Source organism: Altericroceibacterium endophyticum (assembly GCF_009827595.1).
GTDB classification, from domain to species: domain Bacteria; phylum Pseudomonadota; class Alphaproteobacteria; order Sphingomonadales; family Sphingomonadaceae; genus Altericroceibacterium; species Altericroceibacterium endophyticum.
Map to the genome: position 1 here is coordinate 242,605 of NZ_WTYT01000003.1, position 22,565 is coordinate 265,169.

Genomic DNA, 22,565 nt, shown 5'->3' on the forward strand with positions numbered 1-22,565 from the left:
AAGACGGGGTAAGATGGAACAACAAGCATTGGTGATTGCCCTTGTCGGGGTGCTGGGTATCGGCGCGCAATGGATCGCATGGCGCACCGGTTGGCCAGCCATCGTCCTGATGCTCGCGGCCGGTTTCCTGGTGGGGCCGATCCTTCACATCATGCATCCGCACGAAACATTCGGTGCGCTGATGGAGCCGATGATCTCGATCGGTGTTGCGCTGATCCTGTTCGAAGGCGGGCTCAGCCTCGATTTTCGCGAACTCAACAAATATGGCAGTGGTGTCTGGCGCCTCGTCATCCTGGGCGTTCCCCTGGCATGGCTGTTTGGTTCACTGGCCAGCTATTACATTGCCGGGCTGGTTTGGCCGGTTTCGATCCTCTTCGCCGGTATTCTGGTGGTTACAGGGCCGACCGTGGTGCTGCCTTTGCTGCGCCAGTCGACCATTCAGCAACGGCCTGCTGCGCTGCTCAAATGGGAAGCGATCGTCAATGACCCCTTCGGCGCACTCTGTGCGGTTATCGCCTATGAATATTTCCGGCTGTCTGCCGATGGCGCGACCGTGTTCGAGGTCGTCCCGCCGCTGCTGATCGCGGCAGGCGTATCGGGCGTTATCGGCTACGCTGCCGCCTGGGCGATTTCCTGGGCCTTCCCGCGCGGCGCTGTGCCGGAATATCTCAAAGTGCCGGTGCTGCTGGTCGCGGTGATCGGCATTTTCGTCCTGTGTAACATGATCGAGCATGAGGCTGGTCTGGTCGCGGTTACGGTCATGGGCATCGCGCTTGCCAATATGGATGTGCAATCCTTGCGCTCCATTCATCCGTTCAAGCAGAATGTCGCGGTGCTGCTGGTATCCGGGATTTTCATCCTGCTGTCGGCCTCGCTCGACCTCGAATCGCTGCGGCAGTTCGAATGGCGCTTCGGCCTGTTCCTTCTGGCGCTGCTGTTTCTGGTCCGTCCGGCCACGATCCTTATCTCACTCGCCTTCAGCAAAGTGCCTTGGAATGAGCGCCTTTTCCTAGCGTGGATCGCCCCGCGCGGTATCGTTCTGGTGGCTATCTCGGGTCTGTTCGCCCTGCGCCTGTCCGATCTTGGGTATGGTGATGGTTCGATCCTGATCGGCCTCAGCTTTGCCGTCGTTGTGACCACCATCGTCGCGCATGGCTTCACCATTGATCTGGTTGCACGCTGGCTCAAGGTGAAAGGGGCGAGCCGCCCCGGCCTGCTGATTGTGGGTGCCACGCCGTGGACGATCCAGCTCGGCCGTCAATTGCATGACATGAAAACGCCCATCACAATCGTGGATTCCAGCTGGCAGCGCCTGAAACCCGCCCGTGCAGCCGGACTGCCGACGTATCATGGTGAAATTCTGAATGAAGCGACCGAGCATAATCTCGATCTTTCGCCCTATAATGTGCTGGTCGCGGCGACGGAGAACGAGGCTTATAATGCGCTCGTCTGCAATGAGTTCGCCTTCGAAATTGGCCGCGATGCCGTGTATCAGCTGGGCGAGACGACCAATGACGAAGATCCGCGCTCTTTGCCCGGTTCCTTGCGTGGGCGCGCGCTCTTTGCATCGGGTTACGGCGTATCGGATGTCCATCGCCGGTTGATGGAGGGCTGGGTCTTCCGCAAGACGCGGCTGTCCGATCAGTTCGACGTCGAAGACGCGCGTGAAAACCTGCCCGATTCGGCGAATATGTTGTTGCTGCTGAAACCGGATGGCCAGATGCGTTTCTTCACCCATGCGGCCGCGCCGGAGCCGGCGCCAGGCGACACCATCATTTCATTCTCACCGCCGCGGCAGAAAAAACCTGAAGATGTTGCTGCCAGAAAAGCGGCCAAGGCGAGCGGCGCTCGCCGTGCGGGAATACAAAAGGGAGAGGCACAGACATGAAATTCATAGGAGCCACAGCGGCGCTGATTTCTGCAGCAGCCTTGTTATCCGCCTGCGAAAGGGTGGAAACACCCGAAGCTGAACCCAGCGCGACGCCAACTGCGGAGGCTTCCACCCCCGCGCCGACGTCGATCATTCGCCCCGATGTCGCGCCGGAACCCGTGCTCGATATTCCGCCCGAACCGCTGAAAGCGACGGCCTCCTTCGCCAATGGCGGCTTTGAACTCAGCCCCGATGCGACCAAGACGCTTCAGACTGTGCTGGAATCCGATCAGGCGGCTGAAGGTTGGCCGATTATTCTTCGCGGGCACAGCGATTCGGAAGGGACCGACAGTGCCAATCTGAAAGCGTCGAAAAAACGCGCGGAAGTGGTGGCGAAATATCTTATCGCCAATGGTGTGGATGAAGACCGGATCACGGTCATCGCTTTTGGTGAACAGAATCCAGTCGTACCCAATGCGCGCCCCGATGGCACACCGAATGAAGCGGGCCGCGCGCTGAACCGCAGAGTTGATATCAGCATCGCGCCTCCCGAACCTGAAATCGGCAAAGATGCGGAAGAAGCAGCGGATAATAACGAAGAAACACCGAAAGACGAACCAGACGCTTGACGGATGGGCACCGCCGGTGGCATCGGGATCAGACCCGAGCGGGTATAGCTTAGTGGTAAAGCCCCAGCCTTCCAAGCTGGTTATGCGGGTTCGATTCCCGCTACCCGCTCCATTTCCTCCCTCATAAGATTCAGGACGCCTGCCTTCCGCCAGCGCAGGAAACGAGTGTGGCAGGTGGTGCGCGTGCCGTAACGCTCGCGGCAGTCACGCCACGCCGCAGCACGCGGGGGCGATCAAGGCGCCGAATGGATGCGGCGATGGTTCGAGTGCCGGTAGAGTTTTGGGGAGAATGACTTGCTCCGACCGCGCGGATCTGGCTTAGACAGAGTATGTTTCCGAATAGGGCCCTAACTATCTCTGCTGGTGGTCGATATCATCACCTGCGCCGCATTCTGGGAGCGGGCGCCGGGGCGTTGGCGCTGTCGGCTTGTGCAACGGGCCCCGATTATCGGCCGCCCAGTGCCAGTGAGCTGGGATTGCCGGACAGTTACTCGGTGGCTGAAACCGAGGACAGGGCCGATATGCTCACGCGCTGGTGGACATTGTTTGACGATCCGCAGCTGATTGATCTGGTCGAGGAAAGCCGCGCCGCCAATCTCGATGTGGCACAGGCTCTGGCCCGGCTAAAGCAGGCGCGGGCCGCACTTTCACAGTCGCGCGCAAGCCTGTTTCCGACAATTGCCACTTCGGGGGGATATGGCCGCAATGTCGGTATCCGCGGTGCTACATTGCCCGATACTGACAGTTTCAACCTGGGGGTGGATGCCAGCTGGCAAGCGGATATTTTCGGCGGTAATCGCCGTGATGTGGAGGCTTCGCTCGCGGATCTGACCGGACAGGGTTTGCGCTATGCCGATGTGCTGGCCGCAGTCGAAGCGGAAATGGCCCGCAATTACGTGATTTTGCGTGGCCAACAGGCGCAACTTGCCAATGCGCGCGCGAGTTTCGAGATTCAGCAAGACAATTACGAAATCGCCACGTTTCGCGTTCAGGCAGGTCTCGTTTCCAGTCTGGACAGCGAACAGGCACGGATTCAGCGTTCACAAACAGCGGCCAATATTATTGATCTGGAAGCGGCCATTGCGCAGACGACGGCGCGGCTCGCCGTGCTGGCGGGCCGCGAACCCGGCGCTTTCCGTGAACGCTTTTCAGACGCTCAGGATATTCCCAGCGGGGACGCGGGAATAGGAATAGGCGTGCCTGCTGATGTTCTGCGGATGCGGCCTGATGTCATGGCGGCAGAGCGGTCGCTGGCAGCTGCGACGGCGCGGATCGGTGTGGCGCGGGCGGCGCTGCTACCTGCCCTGAATATTGGCGGCACGATCGACACCAGCGCTGATAATCTTGACGGATTGTTTGATCTCGTCAGCGGGCAGATTTTTGTCAAACTCGCGCAGACCGTGTTCGATGGCGGCGCGCGGCGCGCGGCAGTGACAGCGCGTGAGGCCGCTGCGGAAGAAGCGTTGGCCGCCTATCGCCAGAGCGTCAACACAGCGCTGGAAGATGTCGAGAATGCACTGGTTTCCGCGCGCAGTGCCGAAAGCCAGCTGGTGTGGTATGAGGATGCTCTGCAAGCGGCCGAGAATTTTGCGATCCTGTCGCGCAGCCAATATCGCGCTGGCCTGACTGACTTCGTGACACTCAACAATGCGGAAAGCGCGCTGCTTTCGGCCCGCAATTCGGTCGATCAGGCGCGCACCGCGCGCTCGACCGCGCTGATTCAGCTTTATCTGGCCCTGGGCGGAGGCTGGGAAGTGGCAGATATTCCCGATGGCAGCGCCGTCGAACCAATCGGAGGTGCCGAATGAATTCGGAAACGGGCAGCGCAACACCGGTCGAAACCGAGGAAACGCTCGATCAGTTTCTCGGCGCGCGTCCGGGCGGGCGCTGGCGCGGGCGGATCAAATGGATGGTCGCCGGACTGGCGATCATTGTCCTGCTGCTGCTGCTGGCGCGTTGCGCGGGCGGGGCGGAACAGCCCAGCTATATTACGCAGGAAGCGGTGCGCGGGGATCTCGCGGTAACGGTTTCGGCCACGGGCAAGTTGCAGCCGACCAATCAGGTGGATGTCGGCTCGGAACTGTCCGGCCTCGTCACGCGGGTGATGGTCGATGTGAACGACCGGGTTACCAAGGGGCAGCGCCTGGCGCTGATCGATCCGGCGCGGTTTCAGGATGCCGTGAATCAGAGCGAGGCTATGCTCAAGGCCAATATCGCTGCTGTGGCACAGGCGCGGGCGACGCTGGAGCAATCACGGGCGCAGCTTAATCGTCTGCGTGAGGTCAAGCGCCTGTCCGATGGCAGAGTGCCGGCCAAGACGGAGATGGAAGCAGCAGAGGCGGATTACGATCGCGCCGTTGCCGCGCTCCGTTCGGCCGAGGCCAATGTGGTGTCGGCGCGGGCAACGCTCAGCTCCGATCGTACGCAGCTCACCCGCACGGTGATCCGTTCTCCGGTAAATGGCGTGGTGCTGGCGCGTCAGATCGAACCGGGGCAGACGGTGGCCGCTTCCTTTAACACGCCGACGCTGTTCGTGATCGCTGAAGACCTCTCGCAGATGAAACTGGAAGTCGCGGTGGATGAAGCGGATGTGGGCGAAGTCGAGCAAGGTCAAAGCGCGACCTTCACGGTCGATGCCTTTCCGGGGCAGCGTTTTCCGGCGCGGATAACGCGCGTCGATTTGGGCTCCAATCTTTCGGCGGATAGCGGCACGTCCACCGGCTCCACCAGCACGTCTCAGGTGGTCTCTTATGCGGCCACGCTGAGCGTCGCCAATCCGGATCTGAAATTGCGGCCGGGGATGACAGCGACGGCTGATATCGCGGTGGAGAAGCGCGACAATGTTCTGCTGGTCCCCAATGGCGCGCTGCGCTTCGAACTGGAAAGCGCAACGTCTGCGGGTGACGGAGGAGGGCTGCAGATCGGCCCCGGTCCGCCGGGCGGCGATGGCGCTGAAGCGCAGGCGACCATCGGCCGCGGCAGTGAACAGACTATCTATATTCTGAACGATGATGGTCAGCCCGAACGGGTGAATGTCACCACAGGAGCCAGCGATGGGAGCCAGACCGAGGTCACTTCGGAGAAACTGAAAGCCGGCATGAAGGTGATTGTCGGGCAACGGGCGACGGGCAGCGATGGCTGACGCTTCGCCATCCGGTTCAGCCGGGGCGGCCACGCCGATGATCCGGCTTCAAGGAGTGACCAAGGTATTTGGAGAAGGCCCGGCTGCATTTCAGGCGCTTAAGGGAGTTGATCTGGAAATCCAGCGCGGCGATTTTGCCGCCGTTATGGGGGCCTCGGGATCGGGCAAATCGACCACGATGAACATTCTTGGCTGTCTCGATGTGCCAAGCGCGGGAAGCTATTTGTTTCGCGGCGTTGCCGTGGAGCAATTGGGGCGCGATGACCGCGCCCTGTTGCGGCGGAACTATCTCGGTTTCGTTTTTCAGGGCTTCAATCTGCTCGCCCGGACATCGGCGATAGAAAATGTCGAATTGCCGCTGCTCTATCGCGGCGCGGGCCGTACAGAGCGGCGCACCAAGGCGATGGCAGCACTGGACCGTGTTGGCCTGGCGCCATGGGCCGATCATTCACCGGCAGAGCTTTCGGGCGGGCAGCAGCAGCGCGTGGCGATTGCCCGGGCGATCGTGACGGATCCCGATCTGCTGCTGGCAGATGAGCCGACCGGCAATCTGGATTCCGAACGATCGATTGAAATCATGGAACTGCTGAGCGCGCTCAACCGCGACGGGATTACCGTGCTGATGGTGACCCATGAACCCGAAATGGCGGCTTTTGCGCGCACGATCGTGCATTTTCGCGATGGGCTGGTGGAAAGCGTGGAGCGCCAGAGTGGCCAGCCATCGGCGGGAGCGGGCGGATGATGTTTTTCACCACTCTGCTGCTGGCAATTCGTGAGATCCGCCGCCATCTCCTGCGCTCCTTTCTGACCACGCTTGGTATCGTGATTGGTGTCGGGGCCGTGATTACCATGGTGACGCTGGGCAATGGCGCGACCGCATCGGTGCGCGAGCAGATATCCTCGCTTGGTGCCAATGTGCTGATGATCCGCCCCGGCCAGGGTTTCGGGCGCGGCGGGGGCGGGGTTGCGCCGCCACCTTTCGACAATAGCGATCTCGACGCAATTCGCGATCAGATCGCCGGTGTGCGCGCTGTGGCTGGTCAGGCGCAGGCGAGCACGCTGGCCGTGCGCAATGCGCAGAATTGGCAGACCACCATCACCGGCACCGGAAATGGCTATTTCGTGGCCCAGAGCTGGGCACTCGAAAGCGGGCGATATTTTTCGCAAGAGGAAGAAGAAGCGGGTAAATCGGTCTGTATTATCGGCGCTACGGTAAAACAGCAGCTGTTCAGTGATGTCGATCCGGAGGGGCAACGCATCCGTCTGGGCGATGTCGCCTGCGATGTGATCGGCGTGCTCGAAGCGCGTGGGCAGGGCGGTTTTGGCGCGGATCAGGACGATATCGTGGTGATGCCAATCAAAGCCGTGCAGCGGCGCTTTACGGGCAACCGCGACATCCGCGCGATCATGGTGTCGGTGGAAGATGACTTCGATACGCAGCAGGTAACCCGCGCGATCAGTGCGTTGCTGCGTGAACGACGCCATATTGCGCCGCAAACGCCCGATGATTTCAACATTCTCGACACCCGCCAGATTGCGGATGCAGTGTCGCAATCCACCGCCACCATCACCGCCTTTCTGGGGGCGGTTGCCGCGGTCAGTCTGGTCGTGGGCGGCATTGGGATCATGAATATCATGCTGGTTTCCGTGACCGAACGGACCCGGGAAATCGGCATTCGCCTCGCTATCGGGGCGCTGGGCAAGGAAGTGATGCTGCAATTTCTGGTCGAAGCCGTGGTGCTGTCCTGCCTTGGCGGAATAACCGGCATCGTGATTGCATTGCTTGCCTCATGGGGGCTCGCTGGCGCTCTCGGTCTGCCCTTCGCATTCGATCCCTTCATCAATATTCTGAGTTTTGTGATTTCGGCGCTGATCGGGGTCGTGTTTGGCTATTTTCCGGCGCGGCGGGCCGCCCGGCTCAACCCGATTGACGCTTTACGCCACGAATAGTGGGCAATCTGCGATGAACTACCGACATCGGGGGACATTTTGCGCCTGCGAAGAGTAGATTGGCGTGTCCTCCATAAACCCTTAGGAAAACCCCTACTCCCCCATGAGCGCTGATACCCCCCTATCCCGTCGCACCATTCTCCATGGCGGATTGAATGCCAGTCTTGGCTTCGGCCTTGCATTCGGCGCTTTCGGTCTGCCGGGAATGGCTCATGCAACGCCGGCAGGGGCGCTGGGCAAGGCTCGCCGTTTCTCGTGGGAAGAATTGCAGGACAGGGCACGGCACTTGGCGGCGCGTCCGTATCGCGCAGGGGCGAAATCGACCCATCTGGCGTCCGATTATGATGAATCGGTCAGGCTCACTTATGGTCAGGCGGAGTTTCTGGGCGATAATATCCGGCTGTTCCCCGCGACTGCAGCCGTTGCGGAGCAGCCGGTGGGCCTGCATCTGCTGCAAAATGGCATGGCGCGGCCGCTGATGGATAGCAGGGGCTTGTTTGCCGATGGCGGCACCGCCGACCCGGCGGGGTTCCGCGTGATGGATGCCGGGCAACCGCGCGATTGGCTGGCGTTTCTCGGGGCGTCTTATTTCCGCAGCGCTGGGGCGGACAATCAATACGGGCTTTCCGCAAGAGGCATTGCCGTCGACACCGGCCTTGCCCGGGCCGAGGAATTTCCGCGCTTTTCGGATTTCTGGATCGAGGAACTCGGGCCCGATCAGACGATCGTCTATGCCCTGCTCGACGGGCCAAGCCTGTCGGGCGCCTATCGTTTCGACAATCGCAAGGGTCCGCAAGGCGTCACGCAGGATGTCAGTGCGGTGCTGTTCATGAGGAAAGATATTGAACGATTGGGTGTGGCGCCTGCGAGTTCGATGTTCTGGTATGATCAAAGCGCGGAGAAACGGATCGACTGGCGCCCGGAAATTCACGATTCTGATGGGCTGGCCATTTTCGCGGCCAATGGAGAGCGTGTGTTCCGCCCGCTGATTAATCCGCCGAATGCCCGGATCAGCGTTTTTAACGCGCCTTCACCGGCAGGTTTCGGCCTGATTCAGCGTGATCGCAATTTCGCGCATTATCAGGATGACGGGGCCTTTTATGAAAAGCGTCCCGATTTGTGGGTCGAACCGCAAGGCGAATGGGGGGCGGGCGCGGTGATGCTCTATGAGATGCCGACGGCCTCTGAAACGGCCGATAACATCGCCGCTTTCTGGACGCCTGATGCCGCGCCTCGCGCTGGTGAGAGGCGCGACTATGCATATCGGCTGCATTGGGTTTCGGCTGACCCTTCGGCATGGGAGGGCGCACGTCTGGTGCATCGCTGGCAAGGCGCGGCCGGTATCCCCGGCGCGCTGCCGACCGAGCATGCGCGCAAATATGTGTTTGATTTTGCAGGGCCGAATCTGGCCGGTCTGACCCGTCAGTCGGGTCTGGTGGCTGACACCAATTTGCCAGAGGACCGCCTCCTCCATTCGGCAGCCTTCCCGGTGGCAGGTCAGGATTCACTGTGCCGGGTCACACTCGACATCGCACTGGACGGTAAGCCGCCCTCAGAATTCCGCCTCTATCTCCGTCAGGGAGACGATGCCTTGTCCGAAACAGTCATTCAGCCCTTGCTGCCATGAGCGATATCATCACCCCGACCGCCCCCCGGAATTTACCGGAGGAAAGCCCGATCGCCATGCCGGAGCAGCGCTTTTTCGGTAATCCGCCGGGCACGATCGAAGTCCAGACCCAGCCGCAGCACATTTTTGCCAAGCGGCTCGTGCTGATTCTGGCGACCCTGTTGCTGGGCGTGGCCGGGACAACCGAAATTCGCATTGCGCTGGGGCGCGACGGCTTTGGCATAGCGGATATGCTGCTGATGGCGGTGTTCTTCCCGCTGTTCTGCTGGATCGCCTTCGGCTTTATCAGTTCTTCGATTGGCTTTTTGAAACTGATCACCGGCGATCATCCCGGCTTTACGCCCATACCCCGCCCGGTCTCGGTGCTGAGCCACCGCACGGCTATTCTCATGCCGATCTATAATGAAAGCGTCGAGGCTGTGTTCGCGCGGGTGAAAGCGATGACTGAATCGGTCGCCCGTGCCGGCGGAGCGGATTATTTCGACTTCTTTGTGCTGAGCGATTCCAAGGAGCTCAATGGCAAGCGGGAAGAGGAAGTCTGGGCGGAGGTTGCGGCTCATGCGCCGATCAATGTCTATTATCGCCGCCGGCCAGAGAATATCGGCCGCAAGCCCGGCAATATCGAAGAATGGGTGAAGCGCTTCGGCGGTGCCTATGAACATATGATCGTGCTTGATGCCGATAGCATGATGAGCGGCAGCGCCATGGTGGGGATGGCGTCGATTCTCGAAAACAAGCCCTCGGTCGGCCTGCTTCAGACCGTGCCGCAAGTGATCAACGCGCAAACGCTCTTTCAGCGCTGGATGCAATTTGCGGGCTATGCCTATGGCCCGATCGCGTCAGCCGGGCTGCTCTGGTGGTCGGGGACGGAGGCGAATTTCTGGGGCCATAATGCGATTGTGCGCACGCGCGCCTTTGCCGAAAGTTGCGGCTTGCCGGTATTGCCGGGAAAACCGCCCTTTGGCGGCCACATACAAAGCCATGACATGGTCGAATCCGCCTTGCTGCGCCGCCGTGGCTGGGCGGTCCACATGGTGATGATCGACGGCAGTTATGAGGAATTTCCGCCCACCATCATCGACAATGCGATCCGTGACAGACGCTGGATGCAGGGCAATCTGCAACATCTGCGTCTTATCGATGCGTCCGGTTTCCATTGGGCCGGGCGGTTGCAATTGCTGATCGGTGCATCGGCCTATTGCACCTCACCGGCGTGGCTCGTGCTGATTCTCACCACACTGATCCATGCCCAGCTTACGCCTGCCAGCGTGATTTCTGACGGGCTTCCCGGTTTCGTTCTGGCACTGACGGCGGTGATCCTGTTCGGTCCCAAGATCATGAGCGGGATCTGGGTGCTGGCGAACAAGGCCCGGCGGGAAAGTTTCGGCGGGGCGAAATCGGTGATCAAATCGGTTGCCTTGGAAGCGGGCCTCGCCGTATTGCTCGCGCCGATCACCATGGTGATGCAGACCAAGGCATTGGTGGGCCTGTTGCTGGGCATTCCGTCTCATTGGACGGAACAGGTGCGCGAAGTGGACGGGTTGTCCGTGGGCGAGGTGCTGCCACATTTCCGTGAACATCTCGCGCTGGCGGCCTTGTTCATCGTGGTTGCGCTGGTTGATCCGGTGGCTGCGGCATGGCTCACCCCGGTGACGCTGGGACTGCTGGTGGCGCCCTGGCTGGTTTCCTGGACATCGAGCAAGCGCTGGGGGGACTGGGCATTGGGCAAAGGATTGTTCATCGTTCCGCCGCCTATTATCGACGATACGGAGCGTTCCGTGCGCCCGCCCGAACGGCAGCGTCCGCCGGAAAACACCGCCGGGCGTGCTTAAGCAGCGTATCGATAATCCCCTTATTCGCGCTGCGGATTTGGTTTTGGACTGAAGTTGTGCCTAATATGACCAGATGCGGGGTGGACGGAGCAATTTAGCGGAAAACAATCTCAGCGACACGTCGCTGATGGAGATTTTTCTGGGCAAACCGGGGTTTCTGCTGGCCCGTATCGATCAGATTGCGACCGCTTTGTTCAATGAAGCGGATTGTGAAGCCACTTTGCCGCAGAGCGAGTTTCTGCTGCTGATCGACCGGTTGGGACCATCACCGCAGGTGACGCTCGGCCGTGCCGCTGGGGTCGATAAGTCGACCACCGCCTATATTTGCGACAATCTGGTCGCACGTGGATGGGTGGAAAGGCGCCCCTGCCGCGAAGATCGGCGGCGCGCGCTGATTACATTCACCGATGCCGGGCTGGCGCAGCTGCCGAGTTTGCGCCGCGCATTCCTGCGCTTGCAGCACCAGCTGACAGCGCCGCTGAAGCAGGAAGATGCACATGTGCTGGTGGATTTGCTGCATCGCGTGGCGCGGCATCCAACGGATGCTGCACCGACATGGCTGCCGGCTTGTGATCCGCAGACCGGGGTGCTGGATCTTGCGCCGACGTTCCTCATGCGCCGGGCCCTGCAATTGTACCATGCGAACTTCCTCAGCGATGCGGCGGCTTTCAACCTGACCTTGCGGCAGTTTTCCCTGCTATTCCTGCTGCTGCACAGGCCGCATCTGACCCAGACCGGTTTCGCGCGGCTTTTTGGTCTCGATCCCTCGACCTGCGCGGTCATCATGAAGGGACTGGCGCGCCGCAAGTTGATTGCGGGGCAGCGCTCACCCGAAGATGGCCGGGCGACGGTGTATCGCCTGACCGATGCGGGGGCAGCGGCGCTCGATGGGGTGAAGCCATTGGCAGATAAATCGCAAAGAGTGCTGACCGATTGCATGAGCGCGGAACGGGTTGAATGGCTGATCGGTCAATTGCGGACACTGGTCCACGCCCATAGCGACCGCTTGCGCTACCCCGGTGCTATCGCTCTGATACCCGCGCATTCTGCCGTTTAGGCAATGTCCTGAGTCGCGCCCTGCGGCAGCCCCTTCGCCCCTGTGATTGACTGCTCCAAGCAATCTCTTGACTCCTCACCTAATGTAAATACAACTATGTCGGACTAATTGATTGAGGGCGTCGTATAAGAACGTCCCGCTTTGGGAGACAGCAATGGCCGATGCAGACCAGGCGACCTTGCCGGTGCGTAATCCGCGCAGTGGCATGGTGGATTTTCAGATCACTGTCGCCACGGCGCAGCAGGTCGCGCAGAAGGCTGCGGCCTTACGCGCAAATCAGCATGGCTGGGCCGAGATGGGGCTGCAGGCCCGCATTGGTGTGATGCAGCGTTTTCTGGGTGAAGTGGCCCGGCGCAAGGATGCCATTGCTGAAGCGGATGCAGCCGATACCGGGGGGTGTCACACGTCCTATCTTCAGGGCTTCATCACCATGGGCAATATTGGCGGCTGGGTGGAGGATGCCGAGGCCGCGCTGGCAGATGCCGCCTATCACGGGCCATCCAGGGCGCAGCCGCAGGTGGATGTTACCACCCAATTCGTGCCCTATCCGCTGGTGAGTGTGATCGGCCCGTGGAACGCGCCGATGATGCTGGTGCTGCTCGATGCGATTCCGGCGTTGTTCGCCGGTTGTGCAGTGCTGATCAAACCATCGGAAGTGACCCCGCGCTGGGTTGAGCCGCTATTTGATGCCGTGGCTGAGGTGCCCGAACTGGCCGGTGTGTTCGATTTCGTGCAGGGCGATGGTTCCACCGGTCAGGCGATGATCGAGGAATCCGATCTGGTCTGTTTCACGGGATCGGTGCCGACGGGGCGCCAAATCGCGGTGCAATGCGCGCAAAGGCTGATCCCGTGCTATCTCGAACTGGGCGGCAAGGATCCGCTGATCATTACGGACACAGCCGATCTGGAACGTGCGGCAACCGCCGCCTTGCGCGGGGCCGTGCATGCCAATGGGATGGTCTGTTTCTCGGTCGAGCGGATCTATGTTCAGCGCGGCCTGCATGATGCCTTTGTCGAGCGGCTGATCGAGAAGGCGGGTGAGGTGCGGCTGAATTCGGATGATCCGCGTGCCGGCCATCTCCACCCCTTCACCTTCGCCCCGCAGGCGCAGATCGTGATGAAACAGATCGACGATGCGAAGGCGAAGGGGGCCACCGTACACACCGGCGGCGAGGTGCTGGAGATCAACGGCGGGCTTTATATGCGGCCCACGATTCTCACCGATGTCACCCATGACATGGCGATCATGCGCGAGGAAACCTTCGGTCCATGCCTGCCGATAATGGCCTTCGACACGCTGGAGGAAGGCATTGAGCTCGCCAATGACACCGACTTCGGCCTCACCGCCAATGTCATCGCCGGGAGCAATGAAGAGGCGCTGGCAATTGGCGAGCGGATCAATGCCGGTTCGGTCTTCATGCAGGATACGTTCCTCACCTTCGCCAAGAACCGCACAGTGGGCAGCAATGCCTTTGGCGTGTCAGGTGTCGGCGGCGGCGCGCGCACCGGGCCGGAGGCGATATTGCGTTATGTCCGGCGCAAGGCGCTGCTGACGCAGAATGGCGCGGTCGCCGATATCCGCGATGACCACCATCTGGGCGCGCCCGATTAAACGGCACCGCGACCTGACGACATAACAGACAAGGGAAGAGACAATGGCCTGGGAACTCACCGCGCTCGATCGGATGGAAATTCAGGAGCTCTATGCGCGCTATGCCTGGGGGATCGATCTCGCCGATCTCGACATGGCGCTGTCCACCTTCACGCAGGATGCCGGTTTCGACCATCTCTGGCAGGGCCGCGTCGAAGGGCATGCAGCGATTGCCGATAACCTCCGCTCGCTGTGGAACGACCGGCAGCACTGGTGGTATGGCCGCCAGCATCTGATGAACCATTTCATCATGGAGCCGCGTGAGGAAGAAGGCGAAGTGGATGTCCGCTGCTTCTTCCAGATCCTGCAGTTCCAGACCGACTACAAGACCAATTTCGTCTTCGGCATCGGCACGCGGATCGACCATGTGACGAAAAAGGAAGGGCCGTGGCGCTTCCAGTCGCTGCATGTGAACGCCTGGACCGCGGCCGATCAGGTGCCCTGGAAAGGGGACTTCCTGATGGCTGAGCGCCCCAATCATGTGGCTCCGCCAGTCGACCCTGACAATCTTGGCGGCACGAAATGAGCGTGATGGAGATTACCGCCGCTGTCAGCCGCCCGGGCACGCCGGCCCCGGTTCTGGAACAGGCCGAGCTGGAGGCTCCGCGCGCGGGCGAAATGCGCATCCGCATCGTCGCAGTGGGTATCTGTCACACGGATATTCACGCGCATGAAGGGCGGCTGTCACCGCTTCCGATCACGCTCGGCCATGAAGGGGCTGGCGTGGTGGAAGAACTGGGCGCGGGCGTGCAGGGTTTCGCCGTGGGCGACCACGTGCTGCTCAGCGGTTCCTCCTGCGGCCAGTGCCCAAGCTGCCTGAACAACAAGCCCAGCTATTGCGACATGGCCATGCCGCTGACTTTCGGCGGCAAGCGGATGGATGGATCAACCGCGCTGTGCTGCGGCGGGGAGAGCCTGCATTCGCATTTCTTCGGACAATCGAGCTTTGCCACCCATGCGATCGTGCCGCAGCGCACGGCGGTGAAGGTGGATAAGGATCTGCCGCTGGACAAGCTCGCACCGCTTGGCTGCGGTATCATCACCGGCGCGGGCTCGGTGATCGAGGCGCTGAAGCTCGGCTATGGGGAAAGTATCGCCATCTTCGGCACCGGCGCGGTCGGCCTTTCCGCTGTGATGGCCGCCAGGCTGATGGGCGCGCAGCGTATCGCCGCGGTGGATGTGAAGCCGGACCGGCTGGAAATGGCGCGCGAAATGGGTGCGACCGACACATTCCTCGCCGATGAAGAGGGGCTGGCGGACAAGATCCGCGCGGTGACCGGGCGCGGGGTCGAATATTCGCTCAACACGACGACCGTGGGCGCGGTGCAGACATTGGCGCTCGACTGTCTGGCCATGAACGGCACGGCTGGCTTCGTTTCCGCACCGCGCGGTGAATGGGCGCCGGCGATGTTCCCGATGCTGGCGGGGGGCAAGCAATTGCGCGGAATATTGGGCGGCGATGCCGCGCCGCGTCTCTTCCTGCCGAAACTGATCGACTATTGGCGGCAGGGCCGCTTCCCGTTCGACCGGCTGATCCGGACCTATCGCTTCGACCAGATTGGCGATGCCTTTGCCGATCTTGAAGCGGGCAATGTGTTCAAGCCGGTGCTGATCATGCCCGGCCAGACTGAGGGAGATGCCGCATGAAGCTGGAGACACGCCAGAAACTCGCCGAACTTGGTCTCAATCTGACACCCGATATGATGCGCGCAACGCAGGCGATCTTTGCCGCCAGCCATGGCGGGATGGATTCCGCGACCGTGGTGACGCGCGACCATGCCTATGGCCCGCATGAGCGCCACAGGCTCGATATTTTCCGGCAGGAGAGCGCGAAAGCCGCGCCGGTGCTGGTCTATGTCCATGGCGGCGGTTTCGTGATGGGGGACAAACGCACGCCAGACACGCCCTTTCACGACAATATCGGCGATTTCGCGGCCCGCAATGGCATGGTGGGCGTAACGATCACCTATCGCCTCGCGCCCGATAATCCCTGGCCTGCCGGGCCGGAGGATCTCGCGCGGCTGGTCACATGGCTGCAGGAAAATATCGCGCAACATGGCGGTGATCCGGAGCAGGTATTCCTGATGGGGCAGTCTGCCGGCGCGGTGCATGTCGCCAGCTATTGCGCGCATGAGCGTTTCCATCCCGGCGGCAAAGCAGGCATTGCCGGGGCGCTGCTGATCTCCTGCATCTATGATGTCGCGCGGGCCGATGCGAACCCGTTCCACAAGGCCTATTATGGCGAGGATGAGAGCTTCTATGCCGGCTGTTCCACGCAGGACGGGCTGATTTCCAGCCCGATCCCCTGGCTGGCGACCGTGTCCGAATTTGACGTGCCGGACTTTCAGAAACAGGCGGCGGCGCTGGTCGCAGCCTATGGCAAGGCGCATTCGCGCTATCCCCGCATGCATTATCTCACCGGCCACAACCATCTGTCGCCCGGTCTGGAGGTCGGTTCGCCCGGCAGCACGCTGGAGCCCATCATCACGCAATTCATCGCCGCGCAGACGGCGTAGGAAACAAGAGGGAGAGAGACTATGGAACCTGTGCGTTTTTCGGAGAATGCCCTGTTCAAGGGTTGGGGCCAGCCGATGCGGACCGAAAGCACGATAGAAGGGCTGGAGGTCATTCAGGGGGAAATCCCTGAAGCTCTGGAAGGCACGCTCTATCGCAACGGGGCCGACTGGCAATATCCTTCGGGCAGGGACGACGATATCTTCATCGATGGGGAGGGCATGTTTCACATGTTCCGCTTCGAGCAGGGGCAGGTTTCCTATCGCAGCCGCTGGGTCACGACCGAGCGTTACAAGATGCAGAAGGACGCCAAGCGCGCGCTGTTCGGCCGATATCGCAATCGCTACACCAATGCGCCCGAGGCACGCGATGCGAATATGGGCACGGCCAACACCACCGCCATGTTCCATGCCGGGCATCTCTATGCGCTCAAGGAAGACGACCACCCCTACGAGCTCGATCCCGATACGCTGGAAACGATCGGCCGCACCGACATGAACGGTCAGATTACGGCGCAGACCTTCACCGCGCATCCCAAGGTCGATCCGATCACCAATGAACTGCTCGCCTTTGCCTATCAGGCGAAGGGGGACGGGTCGAAGGACATCTGCTTCTATCTGTTCGACAAGGACGGCAAGAAGGCGAACGAAGTCTGGTTCGAAATGCCCTATCCCTGCTGCGTGCATGATTTCGCGGTGACCGATGAATGGATCGTTTTCCCCTTCTTCCCGCTGATCACCGATATGGATGTGGTGAAAGCGGGCGGGAATTACTTCCAGTGGCGGCCCGAGGAGGAAACCCATATCGCACTGGTGCCGCGTTATGGCGATGCCAGCGGGATCAAATGGTTCAAAGGTCCGGCGGCGAGCGCAGGCCATATGATGAATGCGGTGCGCGAGGGGGACAAGGTCCATCTCGACGTCTGTTTCTATGAAGGCAATTGCTTCCCGTTTTTCCCGGCGCCTGATGGCGCGGAAACACCCTTCGTGCCGCCTTTCCTCACCCGGCTGACGATGGATCTGACGTCGAATGACGGCGCTATCGAGAAGAACCGGCTGCTGGATGTCAGCTGCGAAATGCCGCGCACCGATGACCGGTATCAGGGGCGCCCCTATCGCCATGGTTTCATGATCGTCTATCGTTCGAAAGACGGCTCCAGCTCCACCGGGCGGTTCGACTTCGAAACCGGCACGCTCGATACCTATTCACCGGGGCCGGGCGACACGGTGCAGGAATGCCAGTTCGTGCCTCGCACACCCGATTCACCGGAAGGGGATGGCTGGCTGCTGGTGCCGGTGGCGCGTGTCTCCGAAGGGCGCAGCGATCTGGTGATACTCGACGCGCAGAACCTGGCTGCCGGACCGGTGGCGACGGTGAAACTGCCAGTGCGGGTCCGGTCGACCTTTCACGGAACATGGGTCCCGGCCGAAACAATAAGCAGCGGAAAATATCCCTACGAACTGGCGGAAATCTGAGTTTTATTTCCTTGGCTGTCGCCTGGCAGTCACGGAAAGGTAAATTTTTGTAGCGCTAATAATAAAGTTGTAGTTATACTCTTTGGTGACTCGCCAAAAGATGCGGGCATTCGGAGAGGAAATAGGCGGATCGTTGCCATGTGGCAGACGAGCGCACACAGGCTGTCACGCGCTGACTGCGTGGGGCAGCCGCAATTACAACCCTCTCCGAAAATGGTGAAGCAATATCGGCTGGCAACAGGCCGATACGGACGAGTTTTACTCGGTTCGTGGGGGGGATATGAAGAAATACCAAGACAGGACAATTGCGCGCTTTGGAATCAGCCTGGGCGTGATGGCGATAGCGCTGGCCAGCGGGCCGGCATTGCATGCACAGGATACCAGTGAATCGGAGAACCGGACCGATCAGCCCGGCTATGGAGATTCGACTGTTACCGATCCGGTGCAATTGCCGCGCGAGGCCGACAGCGCCTTTGACGAGGCCACCGCCTATAAGGAAATCGTCGTTACCGGCACCAATATTTCCGGCGTCAAGAATGTCGGCAGTGAAACGGTCGTCCTGAGCCGGGAAGACGTGCTTTCCACCGGCCGGAATTCGGTCGCGGATGTGTTGCGCACGCTGCCGCAAGTGCAGAATGTCGGGTCGTTCACTGCGGCCAGCAATGGCGGCAATGCGCAGGGTGGAGGCAATGCGACCCGCGGCAATGCGATCAATCTGCGCGGGGTCGGGCAGGGGGCGACGCTGACGCTAGTCGATGGTCACCGCGTCACGCCTAGCGGCACTGCCGGGGCGTTCAGCGAAGCCAATCAGGTGCCGATTGCAGCGATCGAACGGATCGAGGTGATCGCCGATGGCGCTTCGGCGATTTATGGTTCGGACGCCATCGCCGGCGTGATCAACTATGTTCTGCGCAAGGATTTTCAGGGCGTGGAGCTGGGCGGTCGCTACACGATCGGCGCCTATAATAATGATGAATATGCTCTCACCGGCACGGTCGGCACCAAATGGGATACCGGCATGGGGTCGGGCAATATCATCGCGACCTATGAATATTTCCATCGTGATCCCTATCTGCGCGGGCGCAATGCGCGGCTGCGGGCCGATCAGCGCGGTTTTGGCGGGCAGGATGATCGCGTGGTCGATAATGCGGCAACCGCCGCTTATGCCGGCAATGTGGTGATCCCTACCGCCGACGGGCTGCGAAATCCGCTGTTCCCGCAGGGCGGCGCCTATACCTATTATGCCGTGCCCGACAATCCGACCGGCGCTCCTCTGACCGCAGCCGATCTGCGCGAAGTGCGTCTCGATTGTGATGACGGTTCCTGTGTCGGCTATCCCAATCTTGTCGATCGCACCGATTACGAAGACTATCTGGGCGAACTCGATCGTCATCAGGTGGCGGTGTTTTTCAATCAGGAAATCGGCGATTTCACGATCTACGATCAGGCCTTCTACACCCATTCCAAACAGTTTACGCGCACCTATCTGTCCGGCAATTCCGTGACCAGCGCCAGCGTCTATATCGATCCGGAAAACCCGGCCTATATCGATGGCCTGCCCAATACGGTGCGTTCCTCGGTCCCCGGCGCGTTCCCTGCCGTGCAACAGCCGCTCGTGGTGCAGATGAATCTGCTGGCGCGGATGCCCGATGGCGCGCCGCGCTTCGGCAATCAGAACCCGGATGAAAGCTTCACCAACACTTTCGGGGTGCGTTCCGGTCTCTTTGGTGACTGGAACTGGGAAACCTATTACACATACGGCCAGAACAAGAGCTGCGGCGTCTGCTATCTCGGCAATTACATCTCGCTCGAAAACAACGCCTCGGCGATCAATCTGCTTTACGATCCCATCGGCAGCGTGCCGCAGCTGGGCCTCGGGCTTCAGAACGCCTTGCAGAATCTGATCGACCGTCCGGAAGGTGATCCGCTGCGGGTCAATCCTTTTGCGACCACGCAATTTACCCAGGATCAGCTCGATTATATCCTCGGCACCAATTCCCAATATGGGCAGAATTACTCCCATGACGTGGTGATGAAGCTCGACGGCTCGCTGGCACAGCTGCCGGGCGGCACGATGAAGGCGGCGATCGGCGGCGAATATTATTATGGCATTCAGAAGCTACAGAATGCGGCCAACCGTCCGCCTGACCCGGGTTATGTGACCACGCCCGATGCCGATGCCCGTTCAACACGTGAACAATATGCGGTGTTCGGTGAAATCTATCTGCCGCTGGTGGGCTACGATATGGACGTTCCGCTGATGGAGGAACTGACGCTGAGTGGGGCGCTGCGTTATGACCATTATTCGGACTTCGGATCGACCACCAATCCCAAGATCAGCGCGAACTGGATGGTGAATCAGAGCCTCTCCTTCCGCGGATCATGGGGGACGTCGTTCCGCGCGCCGGGTCTGCCAGAACTCAATGCCGGGGTCTTCTCGGTCGGGGTCGGTCTTTCCACCACGCTGCCGCCCGGGGTCGACGATATTCCGAACGATGGCGGGGTGGCCAACACACTGCTCTATATCGGCAACAATCCCAATCTGAAGGCGGAAACCGGGACGAACTGGCAAGTGGGGATGGATTTCACGCCGACATCGCTGCCCGGCTTCAAATTCACCACCACCTATTACAATATTTCCTACAACAACAAGCTGGGCAGCGCGCCCAACAACAATCTGTTCCTGGCAACGGCAGAGAACCGGGAGATCTATTCGGCCTATATCGTGCCGATCAACAATCCCGACACATGCGTTAATTCGGACCCCTCGACCTTCGACCCCAATCTCGTCGAATATGCGAGCTTTCTCTATCAGGCGAATGCCGGCGTCAATCCGCGCGATTATTGCGGGATCGACGTGGTGCTCGACGGGCGCGGCCTGAGCGCAGCCAAAACCATGCAGGACGGCATCGATCTCAGCCTCGATTATGTCACAGGCACCGATGCCGGCCGCTTCGGCTTCAATCTGGGTGTCAGCCACATCCTGTCGAGCAAGTCGGTGACGGTCGCAGGCAATGATCCGGTCGATACGCTGGACACGATCGGTGACCCGATCAGCTGGCGCGGTCGCGGCAATATCTCCTATGCCACCGGCCCGTTCTCGGCGACGCTGTTCGGCAATTACACCGGCGGCTATACCAATGATGCGCCGCTGACGATTGCGGGTGAGCTGCAACCGGAACAGGAAATCGGTTCCTGGACGACCTTCGATCTCAATCTCTCGCTCAGCTTCGACCGCGGCGATAACCGCTTCGGCTTCATGGACGGGCTGCGGCTGAGTGCGACGGTCACCAATCTGTTCGACAAGGACCCGCCGATCGTGAATTCGGCCCTGACGCCGAGCTCCTCGATCGATCTGACCGCGCATAATGCCTATGGCCGCTATGTGCAGTTCCAGGTCACCAAATCCTTCTGACGAAGGACGGCCGGCGCGAAAGAGGGATCGCGCCGGCCATTTACCCGCTTTCCCGCCCTTTCAGACTGGGAGACCCACTTTGAAACTGCTCAAATATTCCATTCTCGGCGCGCTCGCCGCTCTGGCGATGCCTGCCTATGCCCAGCCAACCCCCGCCGATGGAGCAAGCTGCCGCCCGACCGGCATGTTCGCCATGCCCGATTACACATCGGTCGAGGTGCTGCCTGATCACCGCGTGACCTTCCGCGTTTGTGCGCCTGAGGCGCAGGACGTGCGGGTGACGAGTTCGGATATCGCCGACATCATCCCCATGGGTTTCCCGCCGGGCACGCCTTTTGGTCTGGAAATGACGCAGGACGACACCGGATTGTGGAGCGTCACCACGGCCAAGCCGGTGCCCGCCGATACCTATCGCTTCAATTTCATGGTCGATGGCGCGCGCGTGCCCGATCCACTCGGCACGATGTTTTCGGAAGAGCGTGTGGGGATCAATTCGATGTTCCAGGTGCCGGGGCCGGAGGGGGCCTTCCAGCAATGGAACAAGGATGTGGCCCATGGGGTGGTGAGTGAAATCACCTATTGGTCCGATGCGATCGGTGCGCCGCGCCGGGCGCATATCTACACCCCGCCGGGCTATATGGATGATGATGGGGAAGCCGATTATCCGGTCCTTTATCTCGTCCATGGTGCAGGCGACAGTGATGACAGCTGGTCCACAGTGGGCCGGGAAAATGTCATCCTCGATAATCTGATTGCCGCGGGCAAGGCGAAGAAGATGATCGTCGTGATGCCCGATGGGCACACGCCGGTGCGCCCCGATGTCGATCTGCTGGCCAATAATGATTTCGGCAATGATCTGATTCAGGATCTCATCCCCTATGTGGACAGCCATTTTCGCACCATCGATGACCCCGATGCGCGGGCGATGGCAGGGCTTTCCATGGGCGGCGCGCATACGATCCGTAACGGGCTCACCCATCCCGACCTGTTCCACTATATCGGGATCTTCTCGATGGGGCTTGGCATGCAGGGTGCGGGCGATCAGGTCGCGGATTATGAAAAGACCAACGATGCCGCGCTGAAGCAGGCGGCGCAGGATCTGAAGCTGGTCTATTACGCGATGGGCAAGGACGATTTCCTCCATGGCACCGTCGCACCGACCCGCGGTATCTTCGAGAAATATGGAATCGACCATATTTATAATGAAAGCGAAGGCGGCCACACCTGGATCAACTGGCGGCGCTATTTCGCAGATTTTGCACCGCGCCTGTTTCAATAAGGCACGATGTCACGGTTGGAATGCGTGGCGGTTGGGCCAGTATCCTCTCGCCGCCGCGCATTCTGCCGGCCCCGGCATCTCACCACCTTGGCCGGGGCCGGCACTCCCAGGGATTTTGCGCATC

Annotated in this window: 16 protein-coding genes and 1 tRNA gene; all 17 read left to right on the forward strand. The window is 60.6% G+C overall.

The window, feature by feature from the left end:
- Window positions 1–13 precede the first annotated feature (13 nt).
- A complete protein-coding gene (locus tag GRI91_RS08245; protein WP_160736178.1) occupies window positions 14–1,888 on the forward strand; it encodes a cation:proton antiporter in 1,875 nt (624 codons plus the stop codon).
- Entirely contained in the window at window positions 1,885–2,499 is a 615-nt protein-coding gene (locus tag GRI91_RS08250; protein ID WP_160736179.1) for an OmpA family protein, read from the forward strand. Before GRI91_RS08245 ends, GRI91_RS08250 begins: the two co-directional genes overlap by 4 nt.
- 38 nt (window positions 2,500–2,537) lie before the next feature.
- Window positions 2,538–2,611: transfer RNA gene (locus GRI91_RS08255), tRNA-Gly, on the forward strand.
- Between the two features lie 217 nt (window positions 2,612–2,828).
- Complete coding sequence (locus tag GRI91_RS08260) at window positions 2,829–4,307, forward strand: efflux transporter outer membrane subunit (protein WP_160736180.1); 1,479 nt, start codon at window positions 2,829–2,831, stop codon at window positions 4,305–4,307.
- Entirely contained in the window at window positions 4,304–5,641 is a 1,338-nt protein-coding gene (locus GRI91_RS08265) for an efflux RND transporter periplasmic adaptor subunit (protein WP_160736181.1), read from the forward strand. The genes GRI91_RS08260 and GRI91_RS08265 overlap by 4 nt, the downstream gene beginning before the upstream one ends.
- Complete coding sequence (locus tag GRI91_RS08270; RefSeq protein WP_160736182.1) at window positions 5,634–6,383, forward strand: ABC transporter ATP-binding protein; 750 nt, start codon at window positions 5,634–5,636, stop codon at window positions 6,381–6,383. The genes GRI91_RS08265 and GRI91_RS08270 overlap by 8 nt, the downstream gene beginning before the upstream one ends.
- On the forward strand, window positions 6,383–7,591 hold the full coding sequence (locus tag GRI91_RS08275; RefSeq protein ID WP_160736381.1) for an ABC transporter permease: 1,209 nt from the start codon (window positions 6,383–6,385) through the stop codon (window positions 7,589–7,591). The genes GRI91_RS08270 and GRI91_RS08275 overlap by 1 nt, the downstream gene beginning before the upstream one ends.
- Window positions 7,592–7,694: 103 nt before the next feature.
- Window positions 7,695–9,218, forward strand: coding sequence for an OpgD/OpgG family glucan biosynthesis protein (locus GRI91_RS08280; RefSeq protein ID WP_237437744.1), 1,524 nt, complete (start codon window positions 7,695–7,697; stop codon window positions 9,216–9,218).
- Window positions 9,215–11,050, forward strand: a complete 1,836-nt coding sequence (gene mdoH, locus GRI91_RS08285; RefSeq protein ID WP_160736183.1) for a glucans biosynthesis glucosyltransferase MdoH — start codon at window positions 9,215–9,217, stop codon at window positions 11,048–11,050. The genes GRI91_RS08280 and mdoH overlap by 4 nt, the downstream gene beginning before the upstream one ends.
- A gap of 127 nt (window positions 11,051–11,177) precedes the next feature.
- Window positions 11,178–12,107 carry a MarR family winged helix-turn-helix transcriptional regulator gene (locus GRI91_RS08290; RefSeq protein WP_160736184.1) on the forward strand — a complete coding sequence of 310 codons (930 nt, stop codon included), beginning with the start codon at window positions 11,178–11,180 and terminating at the stop codon, window positions 12,105–12,107.
- 154 nt (window positions 12,108–12,261) lie between these two features.
- The gene (locus tag GRI91_RS08295; protein ID WP_160736185.1) at window positions 12,262–13,719 is read left to right on the forward strand and encodes an aldehyde dehydrogenase family protein; all 1,458 of its coding nucleotides are present in this window, start codon (window positions 12,262–12,264) and stop codon (window positions 13,717–13,719) included.
- A 43-nt stretch (window positions 13,720–13,762) separates the two neighbouring features.
- Window positions 13,763–14,284 (forward strand): nuclear transport factor 2 family protein, encoded by a 522-nt coding sequence (locus GRI91_RS08300; RefSeq protein WP_160736186.1) that lies wholly within the window; start codon window positions 13,763–13,765, stop codon window positions 14,282–14,284.
- Window positions 14,281–15,405 (forward strand): NAD(P)-dependent alcohol dehydrogenase, encoded by a 1,125-nt coding sequence (locus tag GRI91_RS08305; RefSeq protein WP_237437745.1) that lies wholly within the window; start codon window positions 14,281–14,283, stop codon window positions 15,403–15,405. The genes GRI91_RS08300 and GRI91_RS08305 overlap by 4 nt, the downstream gene beginning before the upstream one ends.
- The gene (locus GRI91_RS08310) at window positions 15,402–16,274 is read left to right on the forward strand and encodes an alpha/beta hydrolase (RefSeq protein WP_160736187.1); all 873 of its coding nucleotides are present in this window, start codon (window positions 15,402–15,404) and stop codon (window positions 16,272–16,274) included. The genes GRI91_RS08305 and GRI91_RS08310 overlap by 4 nt, the downstream gene beginning before the upstream one ends.
- A gap of 21 nt (window positions 16,275–16,295) precedes the next feature.
- A complete protein-coding gene (locus GRI91_RS08315) occupies window positions 16,296–17,747 on the forward strand; it encodes a carotenoid oxygenase family protein (protein ID WP_160736188.1) in 1,452 nt (483 codons plus the stop codon).
- 280 nt (window positions 17,748–18,027) lie between these two features.
- A complete protein-coding gene (locus tag GRI91_RS08320) occupies window positions 18,028–21,162 on the forward strand; it encodes a TonB-dependent receptor domain-containing protein (RefSeq protein ID WP_160736189.1) in 3,135 nt (1,044 codons plus the stop codon).
- Window positions 21,163–21,241: 79 nt separating this feature from the next.
- Window positions 21,242–22,441, forward strand: a complete 1,200-nt coding sequence (locus GRI91_RS08325) for an alpha/beta hydrolase (RefSeq protein ID WP_237437746.1) — start codon at window positions 21,242–21,244, stop codon at window positions 22,439–22,441.
- Window positions 22,442–22,565: the final 124 nt, after the last annotated feature.

What these genes read in the sequence shown, in the direction of transcription:
- GRI91_RS08275 (WP_160736381.1), top strand. Translation starts at nt 6,383, where the DNA reads ATGTTTTTCACCACTCTGCTGCTGGCAATTCGTGAGATCCGCCGCCAT.
- GRI91_RS08270 (WP_160736182.1), top strand. Translation starts at nt 5,634, where the DNA reads ATGGCTGACGCTTCGCCATCCGGTTCAGCCGGGGCGGCCACGCCGATG.
- GRI91_RS08300 (WP_160736186.1), top strand. Translation starts at nt 13,763, where the DNA reads ATGGCCTGGGAACTCACCGCGCTCGATCGGATGGAAATTCAGGAGCTC.
- mdoH (WP_160736183.1), top strand. Translation starts at nt 9,215, where the DNA reads ATGAGCGATATCATCACCCCGACCGCCCCCCGGAATTTACCGGAGGAA.
- GRI91_RS08245 (WP_160736178.1), top strand. Translation starts at nt 14, where the DNA reads ATGGAACAACAAGCATTGGTGATTGCCCTTGTCGGGGTGCTGGGTATC.
- GRI91_RS08280 (WP_237437744.1), top strand. Translation starts at nt 7,695, where the DNA reads ATGAGCGCTGATACCCCCCTATCCCGTCGCACCATTCTCCATGGCGGA.
- GRI91_RS08250 (WP_160736179.1), top strand. Translation starts at nt 1,885, where the DNA reads ATGAAATTCATAGGAGCCACAGCGGCGCTGATTTCTGCAGCAGCCTTG.
- GRI91_RS08310 (WP_160736187.1), top strand. Translation starts at nt 15,402, where the DNA reads ATGAAGCTGGAGACACGCCAGAAACTCGCCGAACTTGGTCTCAATCTG.
- GRI91_RS08315 (WP_160736188.1), top strand. Translation starts at nt 16,296, where the DNA reads ATGGAACCTGTGCGTTTTTCGGAGAATGCCCTGTTCAAGGGTTGGGGC.
- GRI91_RS08320 (WP_160736189.1), top strand. Translation starts at nt 18,028, where the DNA reads ATGAAGAAATACCAAGACAGGACAATTGCGCGCTTTGGAATCAGCCTG.
- GRI91_RS08295 (WP_160736185.1), top strand. Translation starts at nt 12,262, where the DNA reads ATGGCCGATGCAGACCAGGCGACCTTGCCGGTGCGTAATCCGCGCAGT.
- GRI91_RS08260 (WP_160736180.1), top strand. Translation starts at nt 2,829, where the DNA reads ATGTTTCCGAATAGGGCCCTAACTATCTCTGCTGGTGGTCGATATCAT.
- GRI91_RS08305 (WP_237437745.1), top strand. Translation starts at nt 14,281, where the DNA reads ATGAGCGTGATGGAGATTACCGCCGCTGTCAGCCGCCCGGGCACGCCG.
- GRI91_RS08265 (WP_160736181.1), top strand. Translation starts at nt 4,304, where the DNA reads ATGAATTCGGAAACGGGCAGCGCAACACCGGTCGAAACCGAGGAAACG.
- GRI91_RS08290 (WP_160736184.1), top strand. Translation starts at nt 11,178, where the DNA reads ATGGAGATTTTTCTGGGCAAACCGGGGTTTCTGCTGGCCCGTATCGAT.